This is a genomic window from Glycomyces sp. YM15 (genome assembly GCF_016918015.1).
Lineage (GTDB): Bacteria > Actinomycetota > Actinomycetes > Mycobacteriales > Micromonosporaceae > Glycomyces.
The window spans coordinates 39,455-58,952 of the sequence record NZ_JAERMK010000018.1 but is presented as its reverse complement, the minus strand read 5'-3'; the positions used below and the strand labels follow the sequence as shown (position 1 = coordinate 58,952).

The 19,498-nt window shown below is 68.8% G+C and carries 19 protein-coding genes; 15 read left to right on the top strand and 4 right to left on the bottom strand.

Annotated elements, in window-relative coordinates:
* Positions 1–117 precede the first annotated feature (117 nt).
* The 3 genes from JHY01_RS19080 to JHY01_RS19070 all read left to right on the top strand — a co-directional run bounded on the left by JHY01_RS19080 (position 118) and on the right by JHY01_RS19070 (position 3,020).
* Positions 118–1,101, top strand: a complete 984-nt coding sequence (locus tag JHY01_RS19080; protein WP_205327267.1) for a sugar ABC transporter permease — start codon at positions 118–120, stop codon at positions 1,099–1,101.
* Entirely contained in the window at positions 1,098–2,039 is a 942-nt protein-coding gene (locus JHY01_RS19075; protein WP_205327266.1) for a carbohydrate ABC transporter permease, read from the top strand. The genes JHY01_RS19080 and JHY01_RS19075 overlap by 4 nt, the downstream gene beginning before the upstream one ends.
* A 261-nt stretch (positions 2,040–2,300) precedes the next feature.
* Positions 2,301–3,020 carry a FadR/GntR family transcriptional regulator gene (locus JHY01_RS19070; RefSeq protein ID WP_205327265.1) on the top strand — a complete coding sequence of 240 codons (720 nt, stop codon included), beginning with the start codon at positions 2,301–2,303 and terminating at the stop codon, positions 3,018–3,020.
* A 105-nt stretch (positions 3,021–3,125) separates the two neighbouring features.
* Here JHY01_RS19070 and JHY01_RS19065 read toward each other — a convergent pair whose 3' ends face one another.
* Positions 3,126–4,700 carry an NAD(P)/FAD-dependent oxidoreductase gene (locus tag JHY01_RS19065; RefSeq protein ID WP_205327264.1) on the bottom strand — a complete coding sequence of 525 codons (1,575 nt, stop codon included), beginning with the start codon at positions 4,698–4,700 and terminating at the stop codon, positions 3,126–3,128.
* Between the two features lie 243 nt (positions 4,701–4,943).
* On the opposite strand from JHY01_RS19065, the gene JHY01_RS19060 reads away from it, so the two are divergent.
* The 10 genes from JHY01_RS19060 (at position 4,944) to JHY01_RS19020 (ending at position 15,741) form a co-directional block, all read left to right on the top strand.
* On the top strand, positions 4,944–5,963 hold the full coding sequence (locus JHY01_RS19060; RefSeq protein ID WP_205327263.1) for a LacI family DNA-binding transcriptional regulator: 1,020 nt from the start codon (positions 4,944–4,946) through the stop codon (positions 5,961–5,963).
* Positions 5,964–5,996: 33 nt separating this feature from the next.
* A complete protein-coding gene (locus JHY01_RS19055; RefSeq protein WP_205327262.1) occupies positions 5,997–7,277 on the top strand; it encodes an extracellular solute-binding protein in 1,281 nt (426 codons plus the stop codon).
* Between the two features lie 2 nt (positions 7,278–7,279).
* The gene (locus JHY01_RS19050) at positions 7,280–8,257 is read left to right on the top strand and encodes a carbohydrate ABC transporter permease (protein ID WP_205327261.1); all 978 of its coding nucleotides are present in this window, start codon (positions 7,280–7,282) and stop codon (positions 8,255–8,257) included.
* Positions 8,254–9,141 carry a carbohydrate ABC transporter permease gene (locus tag JHY01_RS19045; RefSeq protein ID WP_205327260.1) on the top strand — a complete coding sequence of 296 codons (888 nt, stop codon included), beginning with the start codon at positions 8,254–8,256 and terminating at the stop codon, positions 9,139–9,141. The genes JHY01_RS19050 and JHY01_RS19045 overlap by 4 nt, the downstream gene beginning before the upstream one ends.
* Before the next feature lie 27 nt (positions 9,142–9,168).
* Positions 9,169–10,125, top strand: coding sequence for a hypothetical protein (locus tag JHY01_RS19040; protein ID WP_205327259.1), 957 nt, complete (start codon positions 9,169–9,171; stop codon positions 10,123–10,125).
* Positions 10,122–11,036 (top strand): carbohydrate kinase, encoded by a 915-nt coding sequence (locus tag JHY01_RS19035; RefSeq protein ID WP_205327258.1) that lies wholly within the window; start codon positions 10,122–10,124, stop codon positions 11,034–11,036. The genes JHY01_RS19040 and JHY01_RS19035 overlap by 4 nt, the downstream gene beginning before the upstream one ends.
* A gap of 149 nt (positions 11,037–11,185) precedes the next feature.
* Positions 11,186–12,718 (top strand): GH32 C-terminal domain-containing protein, encoded by a 1,533-nt coding sequence (locus JHY01_RS19030; RefSeq protein ID WP_205327257.1) that lies wholly within the window; start codon positions 11,186–11,188, stop codon positions 12,716–12,718.
* A gap of 26 nt (positions 12,719–12,744) precedes the next feature.
* A complete protein-coding gene (locus JHY01_RS19025; protein WP_205327256.1) occupies positions 12,745–13,050 on the top strand; it encodes a hypothetical protein in 306 nt (101 codons plus the stop codon).
* Entirely contained in the window at positions 13,047–13,157 is a 111-nt protein-coding gene (locus JHY01_RS26855; RefSeq protein ID WP_240192977.1) for a potassium-transporting ATPase subunit C, read from the top strand. Before JHY01_RS19025 ends, JHY01_RS26855 begins: the two co-directional genes overlap by 4 nt.
* A 43-nt stretch (positions 13,158–13,200) precedes the next feature.
* Positions 13,201–15,741 (top strand): ATP-binding protein, encoded by a 2,541-nt coding sequence (locus JHY01_RS19020; protein ID WP_240192976.1) that lies wholly within the window; start codon positions 13,201–13,203, stop codon positions 15,739–15,741.
* Positions 15,742–15,849: 108 nt separating this feature from the next.
* Here JHY01_RS19020 and JHY01_RS19015 read toward each other — a convergent pair whose 3' ends face one another.
* From JHY01_RS19015 to JHY01_RS19005, 3 genes are read right to left on the bottom strand one after another with little or no spacing between them, the layout of a single operon-like run.
* The gene (locus JHY01_RS19015; RefSeq protein WP_205327255.1) at positions 15,850–16,266 is read right to left on the bottom strand and encodes a hypothetical protein; all 417 of its coding nucleotides are present in this window, start codon (positions 16,264–16,266) and stop codon (positions 15,850–15,852) included.
* A 14-nt stretch (positions 16,267–16,280) separates the two neighbouring features.
* A complete protein-coding gene (locus JHY01_RS19010) occupies positions 16,281–16,538 on the bottom strand; it encodes a hypothetical protein (RefSeq protein WP_205327254.1) in 258 nt (85 codons plus the stop codon).
* Positions 16,538–16,900: a DUF2089 domain-containing protein gene (locus JHY01_RS19005; RefSeq protein WP_374199550.1), complete on the bottom strand. Its 363-nt coding sequence runs from the start codon at positions 16,898–16,900 to the stop codon at positions 16,538–16,540. The genes JHY01_RS19010 and JHY01_RS19005 overlap by 1 nt, the downstream gene beginning before the upstream one ends.
* A gap of 326 nt (positions 16,901–17,226) precedes the next feature.
* Between JHY01_RS19005 and JHY01_RS19000 the strand changes: the two genes are divergently transcribed.
* Entirely contained in the window at positions 17,227–17,889 is a 663-nt protein-coding gene (locus JHY01_RS19000; RefSeq protein WP_205327252.1) for a YesL family protein, read from the top strand.
* 60 nt (positions 17,890–17,949) lie between these two features.
* Entirely contained in the window at positions 17,950–19,473 is a 1,524-nt protein-coding gene (locus tag JHY01_RS18995; protein ID WP_205327251.1) for an extracellular solute-binding protein, read from the top strand.
* Positions 19,474–19,498: the final 25 nt, after the last annotated feature.

Below are 19,498 nucleotides of genomic sequence, written 5' to 3'. Positions count from 1 at the left end.
TCACCCCACCCCACAACCCCCTACCCCCCGGGGGGGGGGGGGCGCCGCCCCCCCCCCCCCCCCCCCCCCCCCCGGCCGCTCACGCCCACTCACCTCGGACCTGAGACTGGAATTCCCATGGCAACAATGCAAAGCGAGGCCCCGCCGATGACGGGCCGACACCCGGACGCGCGAGTCGTCAAACGCAAGCGGACCGCCGCCCAGCGCCTCCGGCACGACTGGCCCCTCCTGGTGCTGGCGCTCCCGGTCGTCGCCCAGCTCGCGATCTTCTTCTACTGGCCCTCGGCCTGGAACATCATCGCGTTCATGGACTACAGCCCCCACCGGCCGTTCTGGGAGAACCCGTTCGTGGGCTTCGCGTGGTTCCAGCGGCTGTTCGCCGACCCGTACTTCGTTCCGGCCCTGCTGAACACGCTCAAATTCGCCGCCGCGCAACTGCTACTGCTGTTCCCGCTGTCGATCATCCTCGCGCTGGTCATGCACTCGGTGGTCTCCACCAAGGTCCGCAGCACCTTCCAGTCCATCGTGTACCTGCCGTACTTCTTCTCCTGGGTCCTGGTCGTCACCGTCTTCGTCCAGGTCCTGGGCGCCGACGGCCTCGTCTCCAACTGGCTCATGAGCCTCGGCGGCGACCGCATGACCTTCACCTCCAACCCGGACACGTTCCTGCTGCTCGCGTGGATGCAGTGGGCGTGGAAGGACGCCGGCTGGGGCATGATCATCTTCCTGGCCGCCCTCGCCTCGATCAACCCGAGCCTCTACGAGGCCTCCGCGGTCGACGGCGCGAACCGCTGGCGGCGCATGTGGCACGTCACCCTGCCGGGCATCCGGCCGGTCATCATCCTGCTGCTCATCCTGCAGATCGGCGGCATCCTCTCCGTCGGCTTCGAGCAGTACCAGCTGCAGCGTCAAGCCGTCGGATACCAGGCCACCGAAGTGCTCGACACCTACGTGTACTACCGCAGCGTCATCGGCACCGAGGGCGCGTCCTTCGGCACCGCGGCCGGCCTGTTCAAGGGCGTGATCGGACTGATCCTGATCCTCGCCGCCAACAAGGTCGCGCACCGCCTCGGAGAGCAAGGGATCTACCAGAAGTCATGACCGCCGTAGACATCAAACCCAAGCGCCGCGGCAGCAACCGTCCCATGTGGGACGAGGAGCCGTCCCTGGTCGGCAAGAGCCTCAAATCGCTGTTCCTGATCGCCTACGCCGCGGCGATCGTGGTCCCGCTGTGGGCGATCGTGGCCACCAGCTTCGCCAGTGAGGAGGCTCTCAACAGGGCCGGCGGGAACCTCCTGCTCCTCCCGACCGACCTGAGCCTCGCCGCCTACCACGAGATCTTCAGCGGCGGCGCGCTCACCGACTCGCTGCTCCTCACGATCATCCTCACGGTGGGCGGTACCGCCTTCAGCATGGTGCTCACCGTCTGCGGGGCCTACGCGCTGTCGCGGACGAGCTCGCTCCTGCACCGGCCGATCCTCATGCTCGTGCTCTTCACGTTCCTGTTCGGCCCCGGCATGTACCCCAGCTTCCTGGTGGTGCAGAAGCTCGGCCTGTTCAACGACTACCTGTCGCTGATCCTGCCGGTGGCGTTGAGCGGCTTCAACCTCATCGTGCTCCGGGCGTTCTTCATGAACACGATCCCCGGGGAACTGCTGGACGCGGCCCGCATCGACGGCGCCGGAGAGTTCCGTATCCTCCTCACCATCGTGCTGCCCATGTCGAAGGCGATCCTCGCCGTCGTCGCCCTGTTCTACGCCGTGGGCTACTGGAACATCTACTTCTCGGCCGTCCTCTATACGCCCGGCCTGGAGACGCAGCCGATCCAGGTCGTGCTGCAGCGGATGCTCATGTCCACCCAAGGCCTGCCCGAGAGCGCGGCGGGGGCCGCGCAGTATCAGCCCCAAGGCGAGGCCGCGCCCACCGCGGCGCTCAAGATGGCGGTCGTGGTCTGCACCGTGATCCCGATCGTGATCATGTATCCGTTCATCCAGAAGCACTTCACCAAGGCCGTCATCACGGGGGCCATCAAGGGCTGATGCCCGCGGCCTCGGCGAGGCCGGATAGACGTCCCGGGGCGTTCGACCCTGGGGTGGGTCGCGAGGACGATGTGAGGGTCGGGGGGTCGATTCGCTGTCGTACTCCTCGCGATCGGGGGCCTTCCGGCCCGGGCGACGCAGACTGCACACTGCGCCCGGAACGGAAGGCCCCCTTTGTCATGCCGCCAGATCAAAGCAACTGTGACATGAAAGATCCGATGATTCTTGCGGTTCACGCGTGACTCGGTGATACTTGCAACCATGTCCCGCACGGACGATGTCGTCAACGGCATCAAACACATGATCCTCAACGGCGAGCTGCAGCCCGGCGAACGACTGCCGGTGGAGAAGGAGCTCGCCGAGACGCTCAGTGTCTCCCGCGGCTCCCTCCGCGAAGGCGTCCGGGCCCTGTCGATCCTCGGCATCCTCAACTCGCGCCAGGGCGACGGCACCTACGTGACCGACCTCGACGTCTCGCAACTGCTCGCGCCGATGGGCTTCGTCGTCGACCTCCAAGGGGACGGCCAGGCACGAGAAGTGCACGCCATCCGGCGGCTGCTCGAGAGCGAGGCGGCCCGGCTCGCCGCCACCAGGATCACCGACGAGGCGCTCGAAGAGGCACGGGAGCTGCTGGACGAGGCGGGACGCATCCTCGACAAGACGCCGGAAGACCACCAGCGGATCATCGAGATCGACATCGCCTTCCACCGCATCATCGCCGCGCACACCGGCAACTCCGTGCTCACCGGCATGATCGAGGCATTCGCGAGCAGGACCGTGCGGGCGCGGCTGTGGCGCAGCCTCCGCGAAGAGGGCATCGACCGCCGCACCCACGGCGAGCACTACGCCATTTGGCGCGCCCTGTACTTCCACGAGCCCGACACCGCGCGCATCCGCATGGCCAACCACCTGCTGGGCGTTGAGGACTCGCTGCCGTTCCTGCCCGGCGAAGGAGAAGAAGAGCCCCCGGTCGAGGTCTGAACGGGCCGCTTCGACCCGAAGGCGAAGCCCGCGCGCCGATCGCGGCCCTGTACCGACCGCGCCGGTCAGGCGCTTTGCAGCTCCCGCGCCGGGTCCCGCTGTGTCCTATGACCGCGGTCCGACGCCCGGTCGGGCTTCGAGGACCGCCATGGCCGCGTTGCGCCCCGGAATCCCGCTCACGCCGCCGCCCCTCACCGCCCCGGCACCGCACAGGAAGACGTTGGCGTGCTCGGTCTCCACGCCCCACCGGCCCGCCGCCTCGCCGGTGCGGAACGGCCACGACAGGTCGCGGTGGAAGATGTTGCCGCCCGGCAGCCGGAGGTCGCGTTCGAGATCGATGGGGGTCTTGGCCTCGATGCACGGCGCGCCGTCGCCGTCCGTGGCGAGGCAGTCGGCCAGCGGCTCGTCCAAGTACCGGTCGAGTTGCGCGACGGTGGCTTCGAGCAGTCGGGCCTTCTCGTCCCCACTGCCGTCGAAGAGCCTTGCGGGGGTGTGGAGTCCGAAGAGCGTCAGGGTCTGGTACCCCTGCCGCACCAGCTCGTCCCCGAGGATCGAGGAGTCGGAGAGCGAATGGCAGTAGATCTCGGACGGCGGCTGCGACGGGAACCGCCCGGAGGCCGCCTCCGCGTACGCGGACTCGAGCTGATCGAAGGACTCGGCGACGTGGAAGGTCCCGGCGAAGGCCTCGCGCGGGTCGACGCCGGTGTCGCGCAGCCTCGGCAGTCGCTTGAGGAGCATGTTGACCTTGAGCTGCGCCCCCTCGGCGGGTTCGGGGCGCTTCCGGCCGAGCAGATCCGCCAGCGCCTCGGGCGAGGCGTTCACCAGCACGTGCCGGGCTTCGACGATGCCGCTCCCCTGCTCGTTCACGTAGGTCACTTCGGCCCGCGTGTCGTCGGTCGACACGTTCGCGACCTCGTGGCCGGTGAGGATCTCCGCGCCCGCCGCCTTCGCCGCGTCGGCGAGCGCGTCGGGGAAGGCGCCCATGCCGCCGACGGGCACGTCCCAGTCGCCGGTGCCGCCGCCGATCACGTGGTAGAGGAAGCACCGGTTCTGACGGAGGTCTTCGGCCCAGGCGGAGGTGAAGGTGCCGATGAGGCCGTCGGTGAGCACTATGCCGCGCACGAGGTCGTCGGCGAAGGTCTGCTCGATGGTCGCGCCGAGGGGCTGCTGGAAGAACATGCCCCAGATCCGGTCGTCGCCGACGCGCTCCCGCAGTTCGTCCTCTGTGGGCAGGGGTTCGGTGAGGGTCGGAAACACCCGCTCGGCCACGTGCGCGGCCTTCGCGTAGAAGTCCCGCCAGGCCTCGAATTCGCGGTCGGAGCCGGTGAGCCGCGCGAAGGACGCCCTGGTGCGGTCTGCGTCTCGCGTGACGAGCAGGCCCGTCGGGCGGCCGCCGCGTCGGGTCGGCGTGTACGAGGAGACGCTCCGCTTGCGCACTTCGAACCGCAGGCCGAGATCGTCCACGATCTGGCGGGGCAGCAGGCTCACCAGGTACGAGTACCGCGACAGCCGGGCGTCCACACCGGGGAACGCGGGTGCCGAGATCGCCGCGCCTCCGGTGTGCCCCAGGCGTTCGAGCACGAGGACGCGCTTCCCCGCTCCGGCGAGGTAGGCGGCCGAGACGAGACCGTTGTGCCCGCCGCCCACGATCACGGCGTCGTACGACTTGTGCAGAGGCATGTCCATTCCTAACACGCCCCGGCCCGGAGCAGTGGCGCTCAGGACCACGGGTCGGCGGGCCAGGCCTGCCAGGCGCCGTCGTCCGCTGTCCGTTGCGCCGGTCACGTCGTTGCCGAACCGTGATGTGGACGTGGCCGGGTTGTTTCCGAGCGGTCGTAGATTCTCCGTTAATCGATTAACAATTGCTCGCGGTTGCCTCTCGGCAAAGTGGTTAATCGATTAACCGATGAAAGGAAGTCAACGGTGACCAAGCAGCCCCGATTGGCCGATGTCGCGAAGGCGGCCGGCGTCTCCACTGCCACGGCTTCGATGGCGCTGAACGACACCGGAGGCCGGCGCATCGGACCCGAGACCCGTGAGCGGGTGCGCGCCGCCGCCGCCGAGCTGGGATACCGGCCGAACACGGTCGCGCGGGGGCTGCGGACCAGGCGGACCCAGATGATCGGATTCGTCGGCGACGACGTGGCGACCACGCCCTTCGCGGGCCAGATGATCCGCGGCGCGCACGACGCGGCCCGCGAGGCCGGGTTCCTGCTGCTCATGGTCGACACCTCGGGCGACCCGGCCGAGACCGAGGAGGCGATCGGGGCCCTCCAGGAGCGCCAGATCGACGGCATCCTCCTCGCGACCATGTACCACCAGGTGGTGGAGGTGCCCGACTCCATCGGCTCCACCCCTTGCGTGCTGCTCGACGCCCGGACTCCGGACGGCTCCGCCTCCTCGGTGGTGCCCGACGAACGCGGCGGGACCCTCGGCGTCCTCGCCGAGCTGACGGGCGCCGGACACGTCCGGATCGGCCACATCACCACCCGCGAGCAGGTCCAGGCCCGCGCGGTGCGCCTCGAGACCTGGCGTGAACGGTTGCGCGACTGCGGCATCGACCCCGAGCCGCTGCTCGTGGAGGTCGAACGCGGCACCACGCAGCTCGGCTACGAAGGCGCGCTCGAACTCCTCGCACGGCCCGACCGGCCCACCGCCCTCTTCTGCTTCAACGACCGGATGGCCATGGGCGTCTACCGCGCCGCCGCCGAACTCGGCCTGTCCATCCCGGATGACCTGTCGGTCGTCTCCTACGACGACCAAGAGCTCATCGCACCGGCACTGCATCCCGGGCTCACCTCGGCCGCCCTCCCCCACTACGAAATGGGGCGCTGGGCTGTCGTGGAGCTGCTGCGCCGCCTCGACGACCCCGAGGCCGCGCCCGTCCAGCACCTCATGCCCTGCCCGGTGGCACGGCGGCACTCCGTCGCCAAGCCGCACTAACCCTTCCGCCCGAATCACATTGGAGTGAGCACCATGCAACGACGCCACCTCATCAAACTCGCCGCCGCCTCAGGCGGCGCCGCCCTCGCCGGACCCGCGCTGGCCGCGTGCACCGCCTCCGGCTCCGGTTCCTCCGACGGCGAGCTGCTCCTCTGGAGCCACAACGCCGGAAGCCCCCTCGAAGTCGCGGTCACCGAGGACATCATCAAGGCCTTCAACGGGTCGCAGGACGCGCTCAAGGCCGCACTGGAGCCGTTCCCGCAGGACGTCTACAACGACAGCGTGAACGCGGCCGCACTCTCCGGCGACCTCCCCGACCTGCTCACCGTGGACGGACCGAACGTCCCGAACTGGGCCTGGGCCGGGCACCTCCAGCCCCTCACCGTGTCCGAGGAGATCACCGGCAAGTTCCTGCCCTCGACCCTCGGGATCTTCCAGGGCGAGCTCTACTCCGTCGGCCACTGGGAGGCCGCCTGCTCGATCTTCGCCCGCCAATCCGTGCTCGAGACCGCCGGCGTCCGCATTCCCACCATCGAGTCCCCTTGGACCCGTGAGGAGTTCGACGACGCGCTCGCGGCCGTGAAGGGCAAGGCCGGTTACAAGTACGCGATCGACTTCTCCACCGCCGACACCGGCGAGTGGTACCCGTACGCGTACTCGCCCTTCCTGCAGAGCTTCGGCGGCGACCTCATCGACCGCTCGACCTACCTGAAGGCCGACGGGGTGCTGAACGGACCGGAGGCACTCGCCTGGGGCGAGTGGTTCCAAGGACTGTTCACCGAAGGGCTCTCGAACCCGGACTCCCTCGGCGGCGCCGAGGACTTCATGCAGGGCAACGCCGCCATGGCCTTCCACGGCAACTGGGGCGCCCTGCCCGCCATCGACCTCTACGACGACATGCTGTTCCTCCCGCCGCCGGACTTCGGCAACGGCCCCAAGATCGGCGGCGGCTCCTGGCAGTGGGCCGTCACCGCCACCGCGGACCAGGCCGGAGCCACCGCCTGGCTGGAGACCGCGCTCTCCGACGAGTACGTGGCCGAGTTCGCCAACCAGACCGGTCTCATCCCCGCCACCGACGCGGCGGCCGAACTCACCGAGCACTACGGTGCCGACGGCAAGCTGCGCATGATGGTCGACTACTCCAAGGCCTACGCGACCCTCCGACCCGAGACCCCCGCGTACACCGTGATCGCCTCCGTGTTCAGCCAGTACGCCGGCGACATCATCCACGGCGGCGACGTCGAGACCGCCCTGAACGCGGCCGTAGCCGAGATCGACGCCGACATCGACGCGAACTCCGGTTACGGGTTCTGACCATGGCCGCCAAGCTCGCGAGCCGGTACCCGGACTCGCCCACCATCGAAGGGGCCGCCGCCACGGCGGCGGCCCCGCCGCAGAAGCGCAAGCGCCGCAGCCATTCCCGCGCCGAACAGCGAGCCGGCACCGCCTTCGCGGTGCCCGGGATCGTGCTGCTCCTCGTCTTCGTCATCGGCCCGGCCGTCGTCTCTCTGGTCCTGGCGTTCACCAATGCCAGGCTCATCTCGCCGACCCCGCCCGAGTTCATCGGCCTGGAGAACTTCCGCCGGGCCTTCAGCGAGGACGCCACGTTCCATCGCTCGCTGTTCAACACGCTGCTGTTCGCGTGCATCGTCGTCCCGCTGCAGGGCGGGCTCGGTCTGGTCCTGGCGCTCCTGGTCAACCAGAAGCTCGCCGGGCGCAACTTCTTCCGCACCGTGTTCTTCCTGCCGGTCATCACCTCCATGGTGGTCGTCAGCCTCCTGTGGCGCTTCCTCTACCAGGAGGACGGTCTCGTCAACTCGGCGCTGTCGATGCTCACCGGCGGCGCGTGGGCCGGGCAGGCCTGGCTCGCGAACCCGTCGACCGCCTTGGGCGCCATCGTGGTCATGAGCGTGTGGCAGGGCGTCGGATTCCACATGATCATCTGGCTCGCCGGCCTCCAGACCATCCCCGAAGAGGTCTACGAGGCCGGAGCGCTCGACGGCACCACCCCGTGGCAAAGGTTCTGGCACCTGACGCTGCCGCTCCTCAAGCCCACCTTCGTGTTCGTGCTCATCACCATCACGATCGCCGCGATGAGCCTGTTCGTGCAGGTCAACATCATGACCGGCGGCGGACCCGTGGGCTCGACCAGCACCATCGTGCTACAGATCGTCCAGAAGGGATTCCAGCAGCAGCAGATGGGCTACGGCGCCGCGCTCTCGCTGATCTTCTTCTGCATCGTGCTGACCCTGGCGCTCGTCCAGCGCCGCCTGACGAGGGACAAGGACTCATGAACGCCGCCACCGCCGCCCGCCGAGGGTGGGCCTACGTCCCGATGACCGTGCTCGCGGCCTTCTTCCTCTTCCCCATCGTGTTCATGGTCGCCGCGAGCCTCAAGACCGACCACCAGATCTTCGCGGACATGAACTCGCTCAGGGCGTTCCTGCCCGTCGGGGACCTCTCGCTCGCGAACTACGCGGCCGTGTTCGACCGGGTCCCGTTCTGGCGCTTCCTCGGGAACACCCTGTTCGTCACCTTCATGGTCACCGCCTTCGGCCTGATCGTGAACTCCATGTGCGGCTACGCGCTCGCCCGGATGCGCTGGAAGGGCCGCGGCCTGGTCTTCGGCCTCATCATCACCACGCTCATCCTTCCGTTCGACACCACGATCGTGCCGATGGTGTACCTCGTGGCGAACCTGCCGTGGATCGGCTTCGACGGCCTCACCCCGGTGCTGGAGTTCGGCTGGCTCAACAGCTATCGCGTCCAGATCATCCCGTTCATCGTGAACGCCTTCTCGATCTTCCTGTTCGCCCAGTACTTCAAGAGCCTCCCCAAGGGACTCGAAGAGGCCGCCGCGATCGACGGAGCCGGATGGCTGCGCACCTACTGGCGCATCATCGTGCCCCTCTCCAAACCCGTGTTCGCGACGGTCGCGATCCTCACCGTGGTCACCTCCCCCGCCACCTGGAACGCGTACCTGTGGCCCCTCATGACCGTGCAGAGCGAAGAACTGCGCCCCGTCATGGTCGGCGTCCAATACTTCTTCCAGCTCGACACCGCCTGGGGCGAAGTGATGGCCTACATCACCATGATCACCGTGCCGATGGTGATCGTGTTCCTCGTCTTCCAGCGCGCGTTCATCCAGTCCATCGCCTCAGCGGGCATGAAGGACTGAACTCCCCACCCACTAGTAAGGACACTCATGCTCAAGCTCGCCGACCACTGGGTCTGGGATTCCTGGTACGCGACCGACGACGACGGGCGGCACCACGTGTTCTTCCTGCGCGCCTCCCGTGCGCTGCAGGAAGAGGGCCGCCGCCACCACCGCGCCTCCATCGGGCACGCCGTCTCCGCGGACCTGAAGGACTGGACGCTGCTGCCGGACGCACTGGTCTTCGCCGACGCCCCCGCCTGGGACGACCAGGCCACCTGGACCGGCTCGATCGTGCGCGAGGACTCGGGACGGTGGCGCATGTTCTACACCGGCGTCTCCCGGGCCGAGGGCGGGAACGTGCAGCGGATCGGCTCGGCCGTCTCCGACGACCTCCTTGTCTGGCACCGCGAACCGGGCCCGCAGGTCGAGGCCGACCCGCGCTTCTACGAGCGGTTCTCCCCCGAGTCGGACTGGTTCGACGAGGCCTGCCGCGACCCCTGGGTGTTCCGGACCGAGGACGCCTGGCACATGCTGTTCACCGCGAGAGTCGAAGGGCCCGAGGCGACCCGCGAACGCGGCGTCGTCGGGCACGCGCGCTCGGCGGACCTGGAGACCTGGGAGGTGCTGCCGCCGCTGAGCCGTCCGGACGCGCTCGGCTTCGGCCAGATCGAGGTCACGCAGCTGCACCGCGTGGACGGCCAGTGGCTGCTCCTCTTCTGCTGCGGCCAGGGCGAAGCGGCCGATGCGCGCCGGGCGCTGGGCGAGAAGGGCGACAACTACGTCGTGCCCGTCGACGATCCGCTCGGAGGACTGGACGGCGCCGTCTTCGACATCGCCAAGGCCCGCCCGTTCGAGCACGAGAGCCTCTACGCCGCCCGGCTGCATGAGGTGGACGGACAGACGGTCATCATCGGCTTCCGCAACCTCGAGGACGGCGAGTTCGTCGGCGAGCTCACCGACCCGATCCCCGTCCGCTGGGACGGAGAGAAGCTGGTCCGCAAGTGATCGGTGTTGTAGGCGAGGCCCTGATCGACTTGAAGGTCGGGCATGAGGACGCCGGACATCCGGTCGCGCATCCGGGCGGCAGCCCGATGAACGTGGCGGTCACGCTGGGGCGCTTGGGCTCCGAGGTCGCCTTCCTCGGGCGGGTCTCCGGGGACGCGTTCGGGAGGCTGCTGCGGACGCACCTGGAAGCGTCTGATGTGGATCTCCGGTGGGTCGTGGACGCGAAGGAGCCGACGAGCCTCGCGATCGTCTCGGTCGACCCAGTCGGCTCGGCGAGCTATGCGTTCCATGTAGAGGGCACCGCCGACTGGCAATGGACCGAAGGCGAACTGCCGCACCGTCCAGGCCTGGATGCGGTCCACGCCGGATCACTCGCGCTCGCCGTCGATCCCGGCGGCGCGGTGGTCGAGCGGTGGCTCACGGACCTCAGTGCGGGCACGACGATCAGCCTCGACCCGAACGTGCGCCCGGCCCTGCTCGGCGACCGCGAGGGCTACCGGGAGCGCCTGGAGCGCTGGCTCGAGTTCGCCGCGATCGTCAAGGTCTCGGATGAGGACCTGGAGTGGATCTGGCCCGGAGTCGATCCGGCCGAACTCGCGGAGTCCTGGATCACGAAGGGCCGCAAGCTGGTCGTGGTCACGCGCGGCGGCGAGGGCTCGCTGGTGTGGGCCGGGGGCGAGGCGTTCGCGGTGCCCGCCGCGCCGGTCGACATGGTCGACACGGTCGGCGCGGGCGATTCCTTCAGCGGGGCGCTGCTGGACTGGCTGGGCCGGAACGACCGCCTGCGACCGGGCGGCCTGGACCGGCTCACCGCCGGGGAGGCCCGCGAGGCCGTCGCGTTCGCTTCCACAGTGGCGGCGATCACCTGCTCGAGGGCGGGCGCGAACCCGCCGTTCCGATCGGAACTGTGACAGCGAGCCGTTCGAGGGCCGATCCGTGTTCGGGTCGGCCCTTTCGAATTAACCGGAATTAACCTCTCATATAGATGGATTTAACTGTGTTTAACCATTTATGATCTTCGATATTGAGATCGATTCCGATGCACGAGTTTGGAGCGATGATGCCGCGAACATCAAGAAGGAACCTCCTGCGCGCCGCCGCCGTAGGCGGAACGGTGACCCTGGTGGGAAGCCCGGCCGCAGCCCAAGACGAAACCTATCGGCCCGTCTACCACTTCTCCGTTCCCGACCACTGGAAGAACGATCCGCAGCGACCGATCCACGTGGACGGCAAGACGTACTACTACTACCTCTACAACAAGGACTACCCCGAACTCGGCACCGGCACCTCTTGGCGGATCGCCGCAACAGACGACAACGTCGCCTTCGCCGACCTCGGCACCGCCATTCCGAAGGAGACGAACCCGAACGGATCGATCTGGTCCGGATGCCTCGTGGTCGACGAGGCGAACACCGCCGGATTCGGCGCGGGAGCGATCATCGCCCTCGCCACCCAGGAGGACCGCTTCGCGACGGCCCCGCACCGCCAGGCGCAGTTCCTCTTCTACTCCATCGACGGCGGCCGGACCTTCGGCCGCCATGAGCCGGCCGTGCTGCCGAACCCCGGCGTCGTCGACTTCCGCGACCCGAAGGTCATCTGGGACGCACAGCGCTCACAGTGGGTGATGGCCCTCGCCGAGAACGACAAGATCGGCTTCTATTGCTCCACGGACCTCAAGAGCTGGTCGTACACCGAAGGCTTCATCAAGCAGGGCATCGGCGTCCTCGAATGCCCCGACCTGTTCTGGCTCGAATCCTCCACCGGTCCCGGCCGCTGGGTGCTGGGCGCCAGCGCCAATGCCAAGGGCTCCGGCGGCCCCGCGACCTACGCGTACTGGACGGGCGAATGGAACGGCACCACGTTCGTCCCGGATCACGCGGACCCGAAGTGGCTGGACCACGGCTGGGACTGGTACGGAGCGGTCACCTGGGAGCGGCGCACCGGCGGCCGGATCGACCCGAGGACCCGTTACGCCATCGGGTGGATGAACCACTGGGATTACTTCGGCGAGACCCCTTCGTGGGAGGCCGACGCGTTCAACGGCACCGACTCGATCGTGCGGGAGATCGCGCTGCACTGGTACAGCCCAACGGAACCGGTGCTGCTCTCGACGCCGGTCCGCACGCTCGCCGACCACGCCGAGCGGACGGTGAGCCTCGGCGATGTCGCGGTCGACGGCATCACGCCGCTCGACTATCGCGGCCGCGCCTACGAGGTCCGGACCAGAGTCACCTGGAACCAGCTCGACAACCTCGGGATGCAGCTGCGGTTGTCGGCGGACGGCTCGCGCCACGCCGACGCGGGCGTCTACCTCGCCGGCGGCTATGCGTACCTCAACCGGGCGTACACCGGGAACCCCGACGCCACCGGCCGGTGGATGGAGAGCCGCACTCCGTTCGACGCCTCCCGGAAGGAGGCGACGCTGCGGATCCTGGTCGACAACCTCTCGGTGGAGGCGTTCATGGACGACGGCCGCTACGTGCACTCGAGCCTCGTGTACGCCCAGCCCGGGGACGACCGCCTGGCCCTGTTCACGGACGGCGGTCCGGCGGTGTTCAACGACGTCACCATTACCGAGTTCCGTCAGATCTGAGTGGACCGGGAGCGGCCATCCGTGCGATGGCCGCTCCCGCTGGCATTGCTCCCCTGGCGATCTCGCGAACGAAGTCGACGCCGGTCCGAGGCGGCGACCGGTCGGTGCCCGCGCTGAACATCCTGCTCGCGGCCATGGCGGTCATCTTCCTGATGGCCGTGGTCACGATGCAGCCCGTCGCGATCATCGCCAAGGACCACATGGCCGCCGCTCCGAACTCCACGGTCCTGAATCAGGAGGGCGTCACCGGGATCGTGCCGATCGCCCTGCTCATGTGCCTGATCCCCACCACCGCACCTCAGCCTCGTGGACGAGCGGCTGCGGCCCCGTGATCGCCGCTGAACGCGAGGCGAGCGCGTTCCTCGGGTTCATCGGCGAACCCGGCGTGAACGTCCTCGAACTCCACCTGGCCCTCGACGAGGAATGCCCCGTCACATGATGGCCGGACCGGGTGGCGGCCGCGAGCGGAAACGAGGATCCTCATGGCTGTGACACGTGGCCAACTGCGGATCTACCTCGGGGCCGCCCCCGGGGTCGGCAAGACCTTCGCCGCGCTCGAAGAGGCGCACCGCCGCGCCGAGCGGGGCACCGACGTGGTCGTCGGCTTCGTCGAGACCCACGGCAGGAAGCGGACCGCCGAACTGCTCACGGGCCTCGAGACGGTGCCGCGCCGCGCCGTCCAGTACCGGGGCGGCACGTTCGAGGAGTTCGACCTCGACGCCGTCCTGGCGCGCGCCCCGCGGGTCGCCCTCGTCGACGAGCTCGCGCACACCAACGTGCCCGGCTCGCGCCACACCAAACGCTGGGAGGACATCGACGCGCTGCTCGAGGCCGGGATCGATGTCATCTCGACGGTGAACATCCAGCACTTGGAATCGCTCAACGACGTGGTCGCCGCGATCACCGGAGTGCCGCAGCGCGAAACGGTGCCCGATGAGGTGGTGCGCCGTGCCGACCAGGTCGAACTCGCCGACATCACGCCGGAGGCGCTGCGGCGGCGGATGCTCCACGGGAACGTCTACCCGGCCGAGAAGGTGGACGCCGCCCTCGCCAACTACTTCCGGGTCGGGAACCTGACGGCGCTGCGGGAGATCGCGCTCCTGTGGCTGGCCGACAAGGTCGAGGACCAGCTGGAGCAGTACCGCGAGGACCAGCACATCACGGCCACTTGGGAATCCAAGGAGCGCGTGGTCGTGGCGCTGTCCGGCGGCGACGAGGGCGACACGCTCATCCGCCGCGCCGCCCGCATCGCGGCGCGCTCCGGCGGCGCCGACCTCAAAGCCGTGTACGTGGCGTCCGGCGACGGGCTCACCAGCGCCCGTGCCGCCCGGAACCTCGCGCGTCAGCGTCTCCTGGTCGAAGACCTCGGCGGCAGCTACCACCAGGTCATCGGCGAGTCGATTCCCTCCGCGCTGCTCGAGTTCGCGCGCGGGGTGAACGCGACGCAGCTCGTGCTCGGGGCCTCGCGGCGGGGCCGGTTCGCGCAGATGCTCTCGCGCGGCGTGGGCGTGACGACCACGGCGCGTTCGGGATCGATCGACGTCCACCTCGTCACCCACGAGCGGGTCGCGGCCGTCAATCGGGGGAACGTCGTGCGGGGGGCCATCGGCGGCCGCAGGCGTTTGGGGATCGCTTTGGCGTTCTTGGGGATTCCTGCGATAGTCGCGTTGCTCACCCCGTTCCGCGACGACCTGCCGCTGACCACGATGATCCTCCTCGTCCTCACCGCCGTCATGGGCCTCACGCTCACCGGCGGCATGTGGCCCGCGCTGCTGGCGACCCTGCTCGGGTTCGCGCTGCTGAACTTCTGCTTCACCGAGCCGTACTTCGCGTTCGGGGTGGACGACCGGGAGCAGCTCATCGCCCTGTTCCTCTTCGTGGCGCTCGCTCTGGGCGGGGCGGCGGTGGTGAACGTTTCGGCGGCGCGCGCCCGGCTCGCCTCCCGTGCCAGCGCCGAGGCGCAGACCCTGGCCACGTTGGCGGGCAACGTATTGCGCGGCGGGAACCGGGTGGAGGACCTGCTGGAGCAGTTGCGGGAGACGTTCTCGCTCGAATCGGCGACGCTGATGGAGCGGATCGAGCCCGGTGCGGGGCCGGCCGAGCGGCAGGATCCGAGGCTGTGGCGGGTGGCGGCGTGCGCGGGCGAGGGCTGCGCGAGCCCGGGCGCGGCGGAGAACGACCTGCCGATCAACGACGATCTCGCGTTGGCGTTGCGCGGGCATACGCTCGCGGCGTCCGATCGTCGTATCGCGCAGGCGTTCGCGATGCACGCGGCCGCCGCGCTCGAGCGCCAGCGGCTGGAGCGCCAGGCCGAGGCGGTGCAGCGGTTGACGGACACCGACAAGTTGCGTACGGCGCTGCTGGCGGCGGTCTCGCACGATCTGCGGACGCCGCTCGCGTCGGTGCGGGTGGCCGTGAGCAGTCTGAAGTCCTCCGAGGCGTTGTTCTCCGCCGAGGAGCGGGCGGAGTTGCTGGAGGCGGCGGAGGCTTCGCTCGCGCGGTTGACGAGCCTGGTCGACAACCTGCTCGACATGTCGCGCCTGCAGGCGGGGGTGCTGGGTGCGACCGTCGTGCCGATCGCATTGGAGGAGGCGCTGCCGACCGCGTTGGACGAGCTGGGCGAGGCGGCTTCGGGGGTGCGGCTCGACATTCCCGGGGAGCTGCCGGAGGTCTCGACCGACCCTGGTCTGCTGCAGCGCATCCTGGTGAACGTCGTCGCGAATGCGTTGCGGTTCAGTCCGCCGGGTCGGCCGCCGATGGTCGGTGCGAGCGTCTACGGCGACCAGGTGCATCTGCGGATCGTCGACCAGGGGCCGGGTGTGCCGGACGAGGACCGGGAGCTGATGTTCACGCCGTTCCAGCGTCTGGGCGACCGGGACAACACGACGGGCGTCGGGCTCGGATTGGCGCTCTCGCGCGGGCTGGCCGAGGCGATGGGCGGTTCGCTCGTGCCGGAGGCGACGCCGGGCGGCGGGCTGACGATGGTGCTGACGCTGCCGCGGGCGAAGGGGCCGGCGGACTGATGCGGCGGATTCAGGCCCGCCGGCCCCAGCGGGCCCGGTATCTCCAGGCGGCGCAGCGCCACCGGGCCCGCATCAGGTTCGCCGCCACGCGAAAGCGCCACATGGGCACTACTCGCTGAAGATGCGGACCTGGGCATCGGAGCTGTCGATGTCCACGGTCACCTCGTCGAGGTGGTTCACGAGCTCTTCGAGCTCGTCGGGCCTGAGCTGGGTCAGGTCGAAGGGGACGCCGTTCTTGGCCATCTCGGCGTTGGCCTTCTCGAGGGCCTGGGGCGGGACGAGGGCGGTGAGGCGAACGCCGGCGCGCAGGAGTGCGATCGGGACGCGGATGTTGACCCGTCCGGGTTCGCCGTTCTCGACGTATTCCACAAGGAGGCGCAGGTATTTCGCCTTGCCTTTGGGACGGGCGGTGGTGTTCGGGGCCGGTTCGCCGGGTTCGACGGCGGTGAGCAGCCGCTCGGCCTCGTCGGCGGTGATCTTGCCTTCGGCGAGCATGTCCAGGATGGCTTTGCGCTGTTCGTTCATTGCGGTTCTCTCTTTCAACGGATGATGACGAGCACGGCGTTGCGGCCCCGCTCGATGTCGAAGCGGGCGCCGGGGAGTGCGGCGATGACGCGCCAGACGCCGGCGAAGGTCCGCGGTAGGCGCAGGTCGAAGATCAGGCAGGCGATGACGCCGCCGATGAGCGCCAGGAGCAGGATCGGCGAGAGCACGATCGCCACGAGGAGCACGGGGATCCAGAGCCTGACGGTGCGGTGGCCGGGGCGTCGGACTCGGACGGTGACGAGCTGGGGCATCACCTCGGTCCCTCCAATTCGGACAGGGCTTGTTCGGCGGTGATCTCGCCGCGCCGGAGCCGGTCGATGACGTCGGCGCGAGAGGGCGCCGGGTCGGTCTCGACGAAGTCGAGGGCCTGGGTGATGCGGTTGAGCCGGGATTTGATCGTGGGGTAGCTGACGCCGAAGGTCCGCTCCATCTCCTTGATGGAGCCGTGGCACCGCACGAACGCGGTGACGAAGACCTGGTCTTCGACGCTGAGCTGCGCGAGCTGCGGGAGCTCGAACGTCCCCTCGATCGCGACGCCGCCGTCGTCGAGCCGGACCCGCTCGACGGTGAACGGGCGGCCGCGGGTCAGGTTCGTGAGTTCCTGCCAGTCCATTGCCTCATCTGCCATACCTCAAGTTATACCTACGGGAATCTTAAGATTCAAGAGTCAGAGATTAATTTTCTTAAGGTCGAGCACCGCAATGTTATTGAACCGTTTCAACTTGCGACGACTGAACCACGGTCCGCCACCCCTGCCGCCGCGCCATTAAAGGCGAGTGCATCCAGGTATTGACGGGAGATTGATCGTTAACTATGGTGGCAACCACAGTTGAATCCTTTCAATCGACAGCGAACTCGGTGCCCCTCGGCGACGGCACCGGCTGCCGACCGTTGGAATCGAACTGTTCGCATACATCGATGTAGACGGCAGGAGCGCGCATGACGACGTGGGCCACCCCCGGCGGGCCGTCGGCGACCGACCGGACCGCCGACCGCGGCACACGGTTGGAGCGCTGGTACGGCTGGGCCGACGCGGCGGCCTACGTGGGCCTGCTCAATCTCCTGGTGATCGCCTTCGCGCTCGCCGGGGGGCTCGTCCTCGGCTGGGCCCCCGCGCTCGCAGCGGCGACCTCGTGCAGCCGGACCCGCCTGCGCGGCGACTCGCAGCGGCTCGTGCGCGCCTTCGCGTCCCGGTGGCGCCGCGACTTCCTCCACGCCAACCTCCTCGCCGCGCCCTCCGCCGTCGCGCTCACCGGCCTCGCGGTCGGGCTCCTCACCTACACCGGCGAGTCTCCCGCGCTCCAGTTCGGACTGTGGGCCGCGGCCGCCGTCTGCCTCGCGCACCTCGTGCTCGTGCTGACGATGGACGCCCACTACGAGCTGCGCCGCGTCCAGTGCGTGCGCCTGGCCTGGACGTTCCTGGTGCGGTTCCCCGGCGCGCCCCTGCTCCTCATCGCCACCACCGTGCTCACCGCCGCGATCACCGCGTTCATACCCGGGCTGCTGCCCGTGATCGCCATCGGCGCCTGGGTGCACCTGTGCACCGCGCTCTGCCTCTCCTTCTACGCCGCGAACGACCGGAACCTCCCGGCCGCGATCTGACCGCACCACCGACCGAAGCGATCCCCTTTCGCTGAACCGTCTGAAAGGACCCGACCCCCGATGAGAAACGGCCCGACCACAAGCAAGCGCATACCGATCGCATTGATCGCGATCGGCGGCCTCGCCCTCGCCTCCTGCTCCGACGGCGGCGGCGCCGGCGACGAACCGCTCGAATCCCTCGACATCATGGCGCCCTTCTTCTCCCCCGTCCCGCCCGCGGAGGACGACCCGATCGACAAGGCGCTCAGCGAACTCGCCGGACTCGACCTCAGCGTCCAATGGGTGCCCAACAGCGACTACGGCGCCAAGACCAACACCGTCCTCGCCGGCGACGACATCCCCGACGTCATGGTCATCCAGGGCAAGGACCAGGCCTTCGTCCAGACCGCCGAAGCCGGCGGGTTCTGGGACCTCAGCGAGCACCTCGCCTCCGGCGACTACCCCAGCCTCGTCACCGAGAACCCCGAGGTCCAAGAGGCCTCCAGCGTCAACGGGAAGGTCTACGGCGTCTACCGCGCCCGCGACGTCATCCGCCACAGCGTGATCATCCGCCAGGACTGGCTGGACAACCTCGGCCTCCCACTGCCCGAGACCACCGCCGACCTGTACGAGATCGCCCGCGCGTTCACCGAGGACGACCCCGACGGCAACGGCCAGGACGACACCTACGGCATGATCAACCCCGCGTGGGGCGGCATCGGCAACGGCAGCCCCTACGACGCCATCGAGGTCTGGCACGGCTCCGGCAACCTGTGGAGCGACGAGGGCGGCGAACTCGTCCCGGCGTTCACCACTCCCGAATGGAGCCAGGCCCTCCAGTACGAGCGCGACCTCGTCCAGAACGGCTACGTCAACCCCGACTACGCCACCATGGACCCCGCCACCTGGAACGAGCCGTTCCTCAACGGCGAGGGCGGCATCATCATCGACGTCCAGTCCCGCGCCGCCGAACTGGCCAAGCTGTTCAAGGAGCAGGACCCCGAGGGCTTCGACCAGTACGTCGCCCTCGCCGGCCAGCTCGAAGGCCCCAACGGCACCTACGCGATGCCCACCGCCGGGTACTCCGGCTTCCTCGCGATCCCGCGATCGGGCGTGCAGACCGAGGAGCAGCTCGCGCAGGTCCTCACGGCCCTCAACGAACTGAACTCCACCGAGGCGCAGAACCTCATGAACCACGGCATCGAAGGCGACAACTACACCGTCGAGGACGGCGGCGTCGTCTTCGACCCGGCCAAGCAGGACTTCACCGACCAGGTCACCGGCGCCTGGGCGCAGCTGGGCATGAACGTCGCCGGGTACAACGCCCACCCGAAGAAGCAGGAGACCGAGTTCGACGCCGCGCTCTACCAGCTCCGGCTCGACCTCCAGGCCGAAGACCTGCCCAACGCGGTCTACAACCCGGCCGCCGGAGTCGTGTCGCCCACCTACACCACCAGTGGCGCCCAGCTCGACACGATCATCGCCGACGCCCGCATCCAGTACATCGCCGGCCAGATCGACGAGGCCGGACTGCAGGCGGCCATCGACACGTGGCGCTCCAGCGGCGGCGACGACGTGATCCAGGAGGTCAACGAGCTCCTGTAGGCAACCGCCGCTCCCTGCCCCTGCG

What these genes read in the sequence shown, in the direction of transcription:
- JHY01_RS19080 (WP_205327267.1), top strand. Translation starts at nt 118, where the DNA reads ATGGCAACAATGCAAAGCGAGGCCCCGCCGATGACGGGCCGACACCCG.
- JHY01_RS19075 (WP_205327266.1), top strand. Translation starts at nt 1,098, where the DNA reads ATGACCGCCGTAGACATCAAACCCAAGCGCCGCGGCAGCAACCGTCCC.
- JHY01_RS19070 (WP_205327265.1), top strand. Translation starts at nt 2,301, where the DNA reads ATGTCCCGCACGGACGATGTCGTCAACGGCATCAAACACATGATCCTC.
- JHY01_RS19065 (WP_205327264.1), bottom strand. Translation starts at nt 4,700, where the DNA reads ATGCCTCTGCACAAGTCGTACGACGCCGTGATCGTGGGCGGCGGGCAC.
- JHY01_RS19055 (WP_205327262.1), top strand. Translation starts at nt 5,997, where the DNA reads ATGCAACGACGCCACCTCATCAAACTCGCCGCCGCCTCAGGCGGCGCC.
- JHY01_RS19050 (WP_205327261.1), top strand. Translation starts at nt 7,280, where the DNA reads ATGGCCGCCAAGCTCGCGAGCCGGTACCCGGACTCGCCCACCATCGAA.
- JHY01_RS19045 (WP_205327260.1), top strand. Translation starts at nt 8,254, where the DNA reads ATGAACGCCGCCACCGCCGCCCGCCGAGGGTGGGCCTACGTCCCGATG.
- JHY01_RS19040 (WP_205327259.1), top strand. Translation starts at nt 9,169, where the DNA reads ATGCTCAAGCTCGCCGACCACTGGGTCTGGGATTCCTGGTACGCGACC.
- JHY01_RS19030 (WP_205327257.1), top strand. Translation starts at nt 11,186, where the DNA reads ATGCCGCGAACATCAAGAAGGAACCTCCTGCGCGCCGCCGCCGTAGGC.
- JHY01_RS19025 (WP_205327256.1), top strand. Translation starts at nt 12,745, where the DNA reads ATGGCCGCTCCCGCTGGCATTGCTCCCCTGGCGATCTCGCGAACGAAG.
- JHY01_RS19020 (WP_240192976.1), top strand. Translation starts at nt 13,201, where the DNA reads ATGGCTGTGACACGTGGCCAACTGCGGATCTACCTCGGGGCCGCCCCC.
- JHY01_RS19015 (WP_205327255.1), bottom strand. Translation starts at nt 16,266, where the DNA reads ATGAACGAACAGCGCAAAGCCATCCTGGACATGCTCGCCGAAGGCAAG.
- JHY01_RS19010 (WP_205327254.1), bottom strand. Translation starts at nt 16,538, where the DNA reads ATGCCCCAGCTCGTCACCGTCCGAGTCCGACGCCCCGGCCACCGCACC.
- JHY01_RS19005 (WP_374199550.1), bottom strand. Translation starts at nt 16,900, where the DNA reads ATGGACTGGCAGGAACTCACGAACCTGACCCGCGGCCGCCCGTTCACC.
- JHY01_RS19000 (WP_205327252.1), top strand. Translation starts at nt 17,227, where the DNA reads ATGACGACGTGGGCCACCCCCGGCGGGCCGTCGGCGACCGACCGGACC.
- JHY01_RS18995 (WP_205327251.1), top strand. Translation starts at nt 17,950, where the DNA reads ATGAGAAACGGCCCGACCACAAGCAAGCGCATACCGATCGCATTGATC.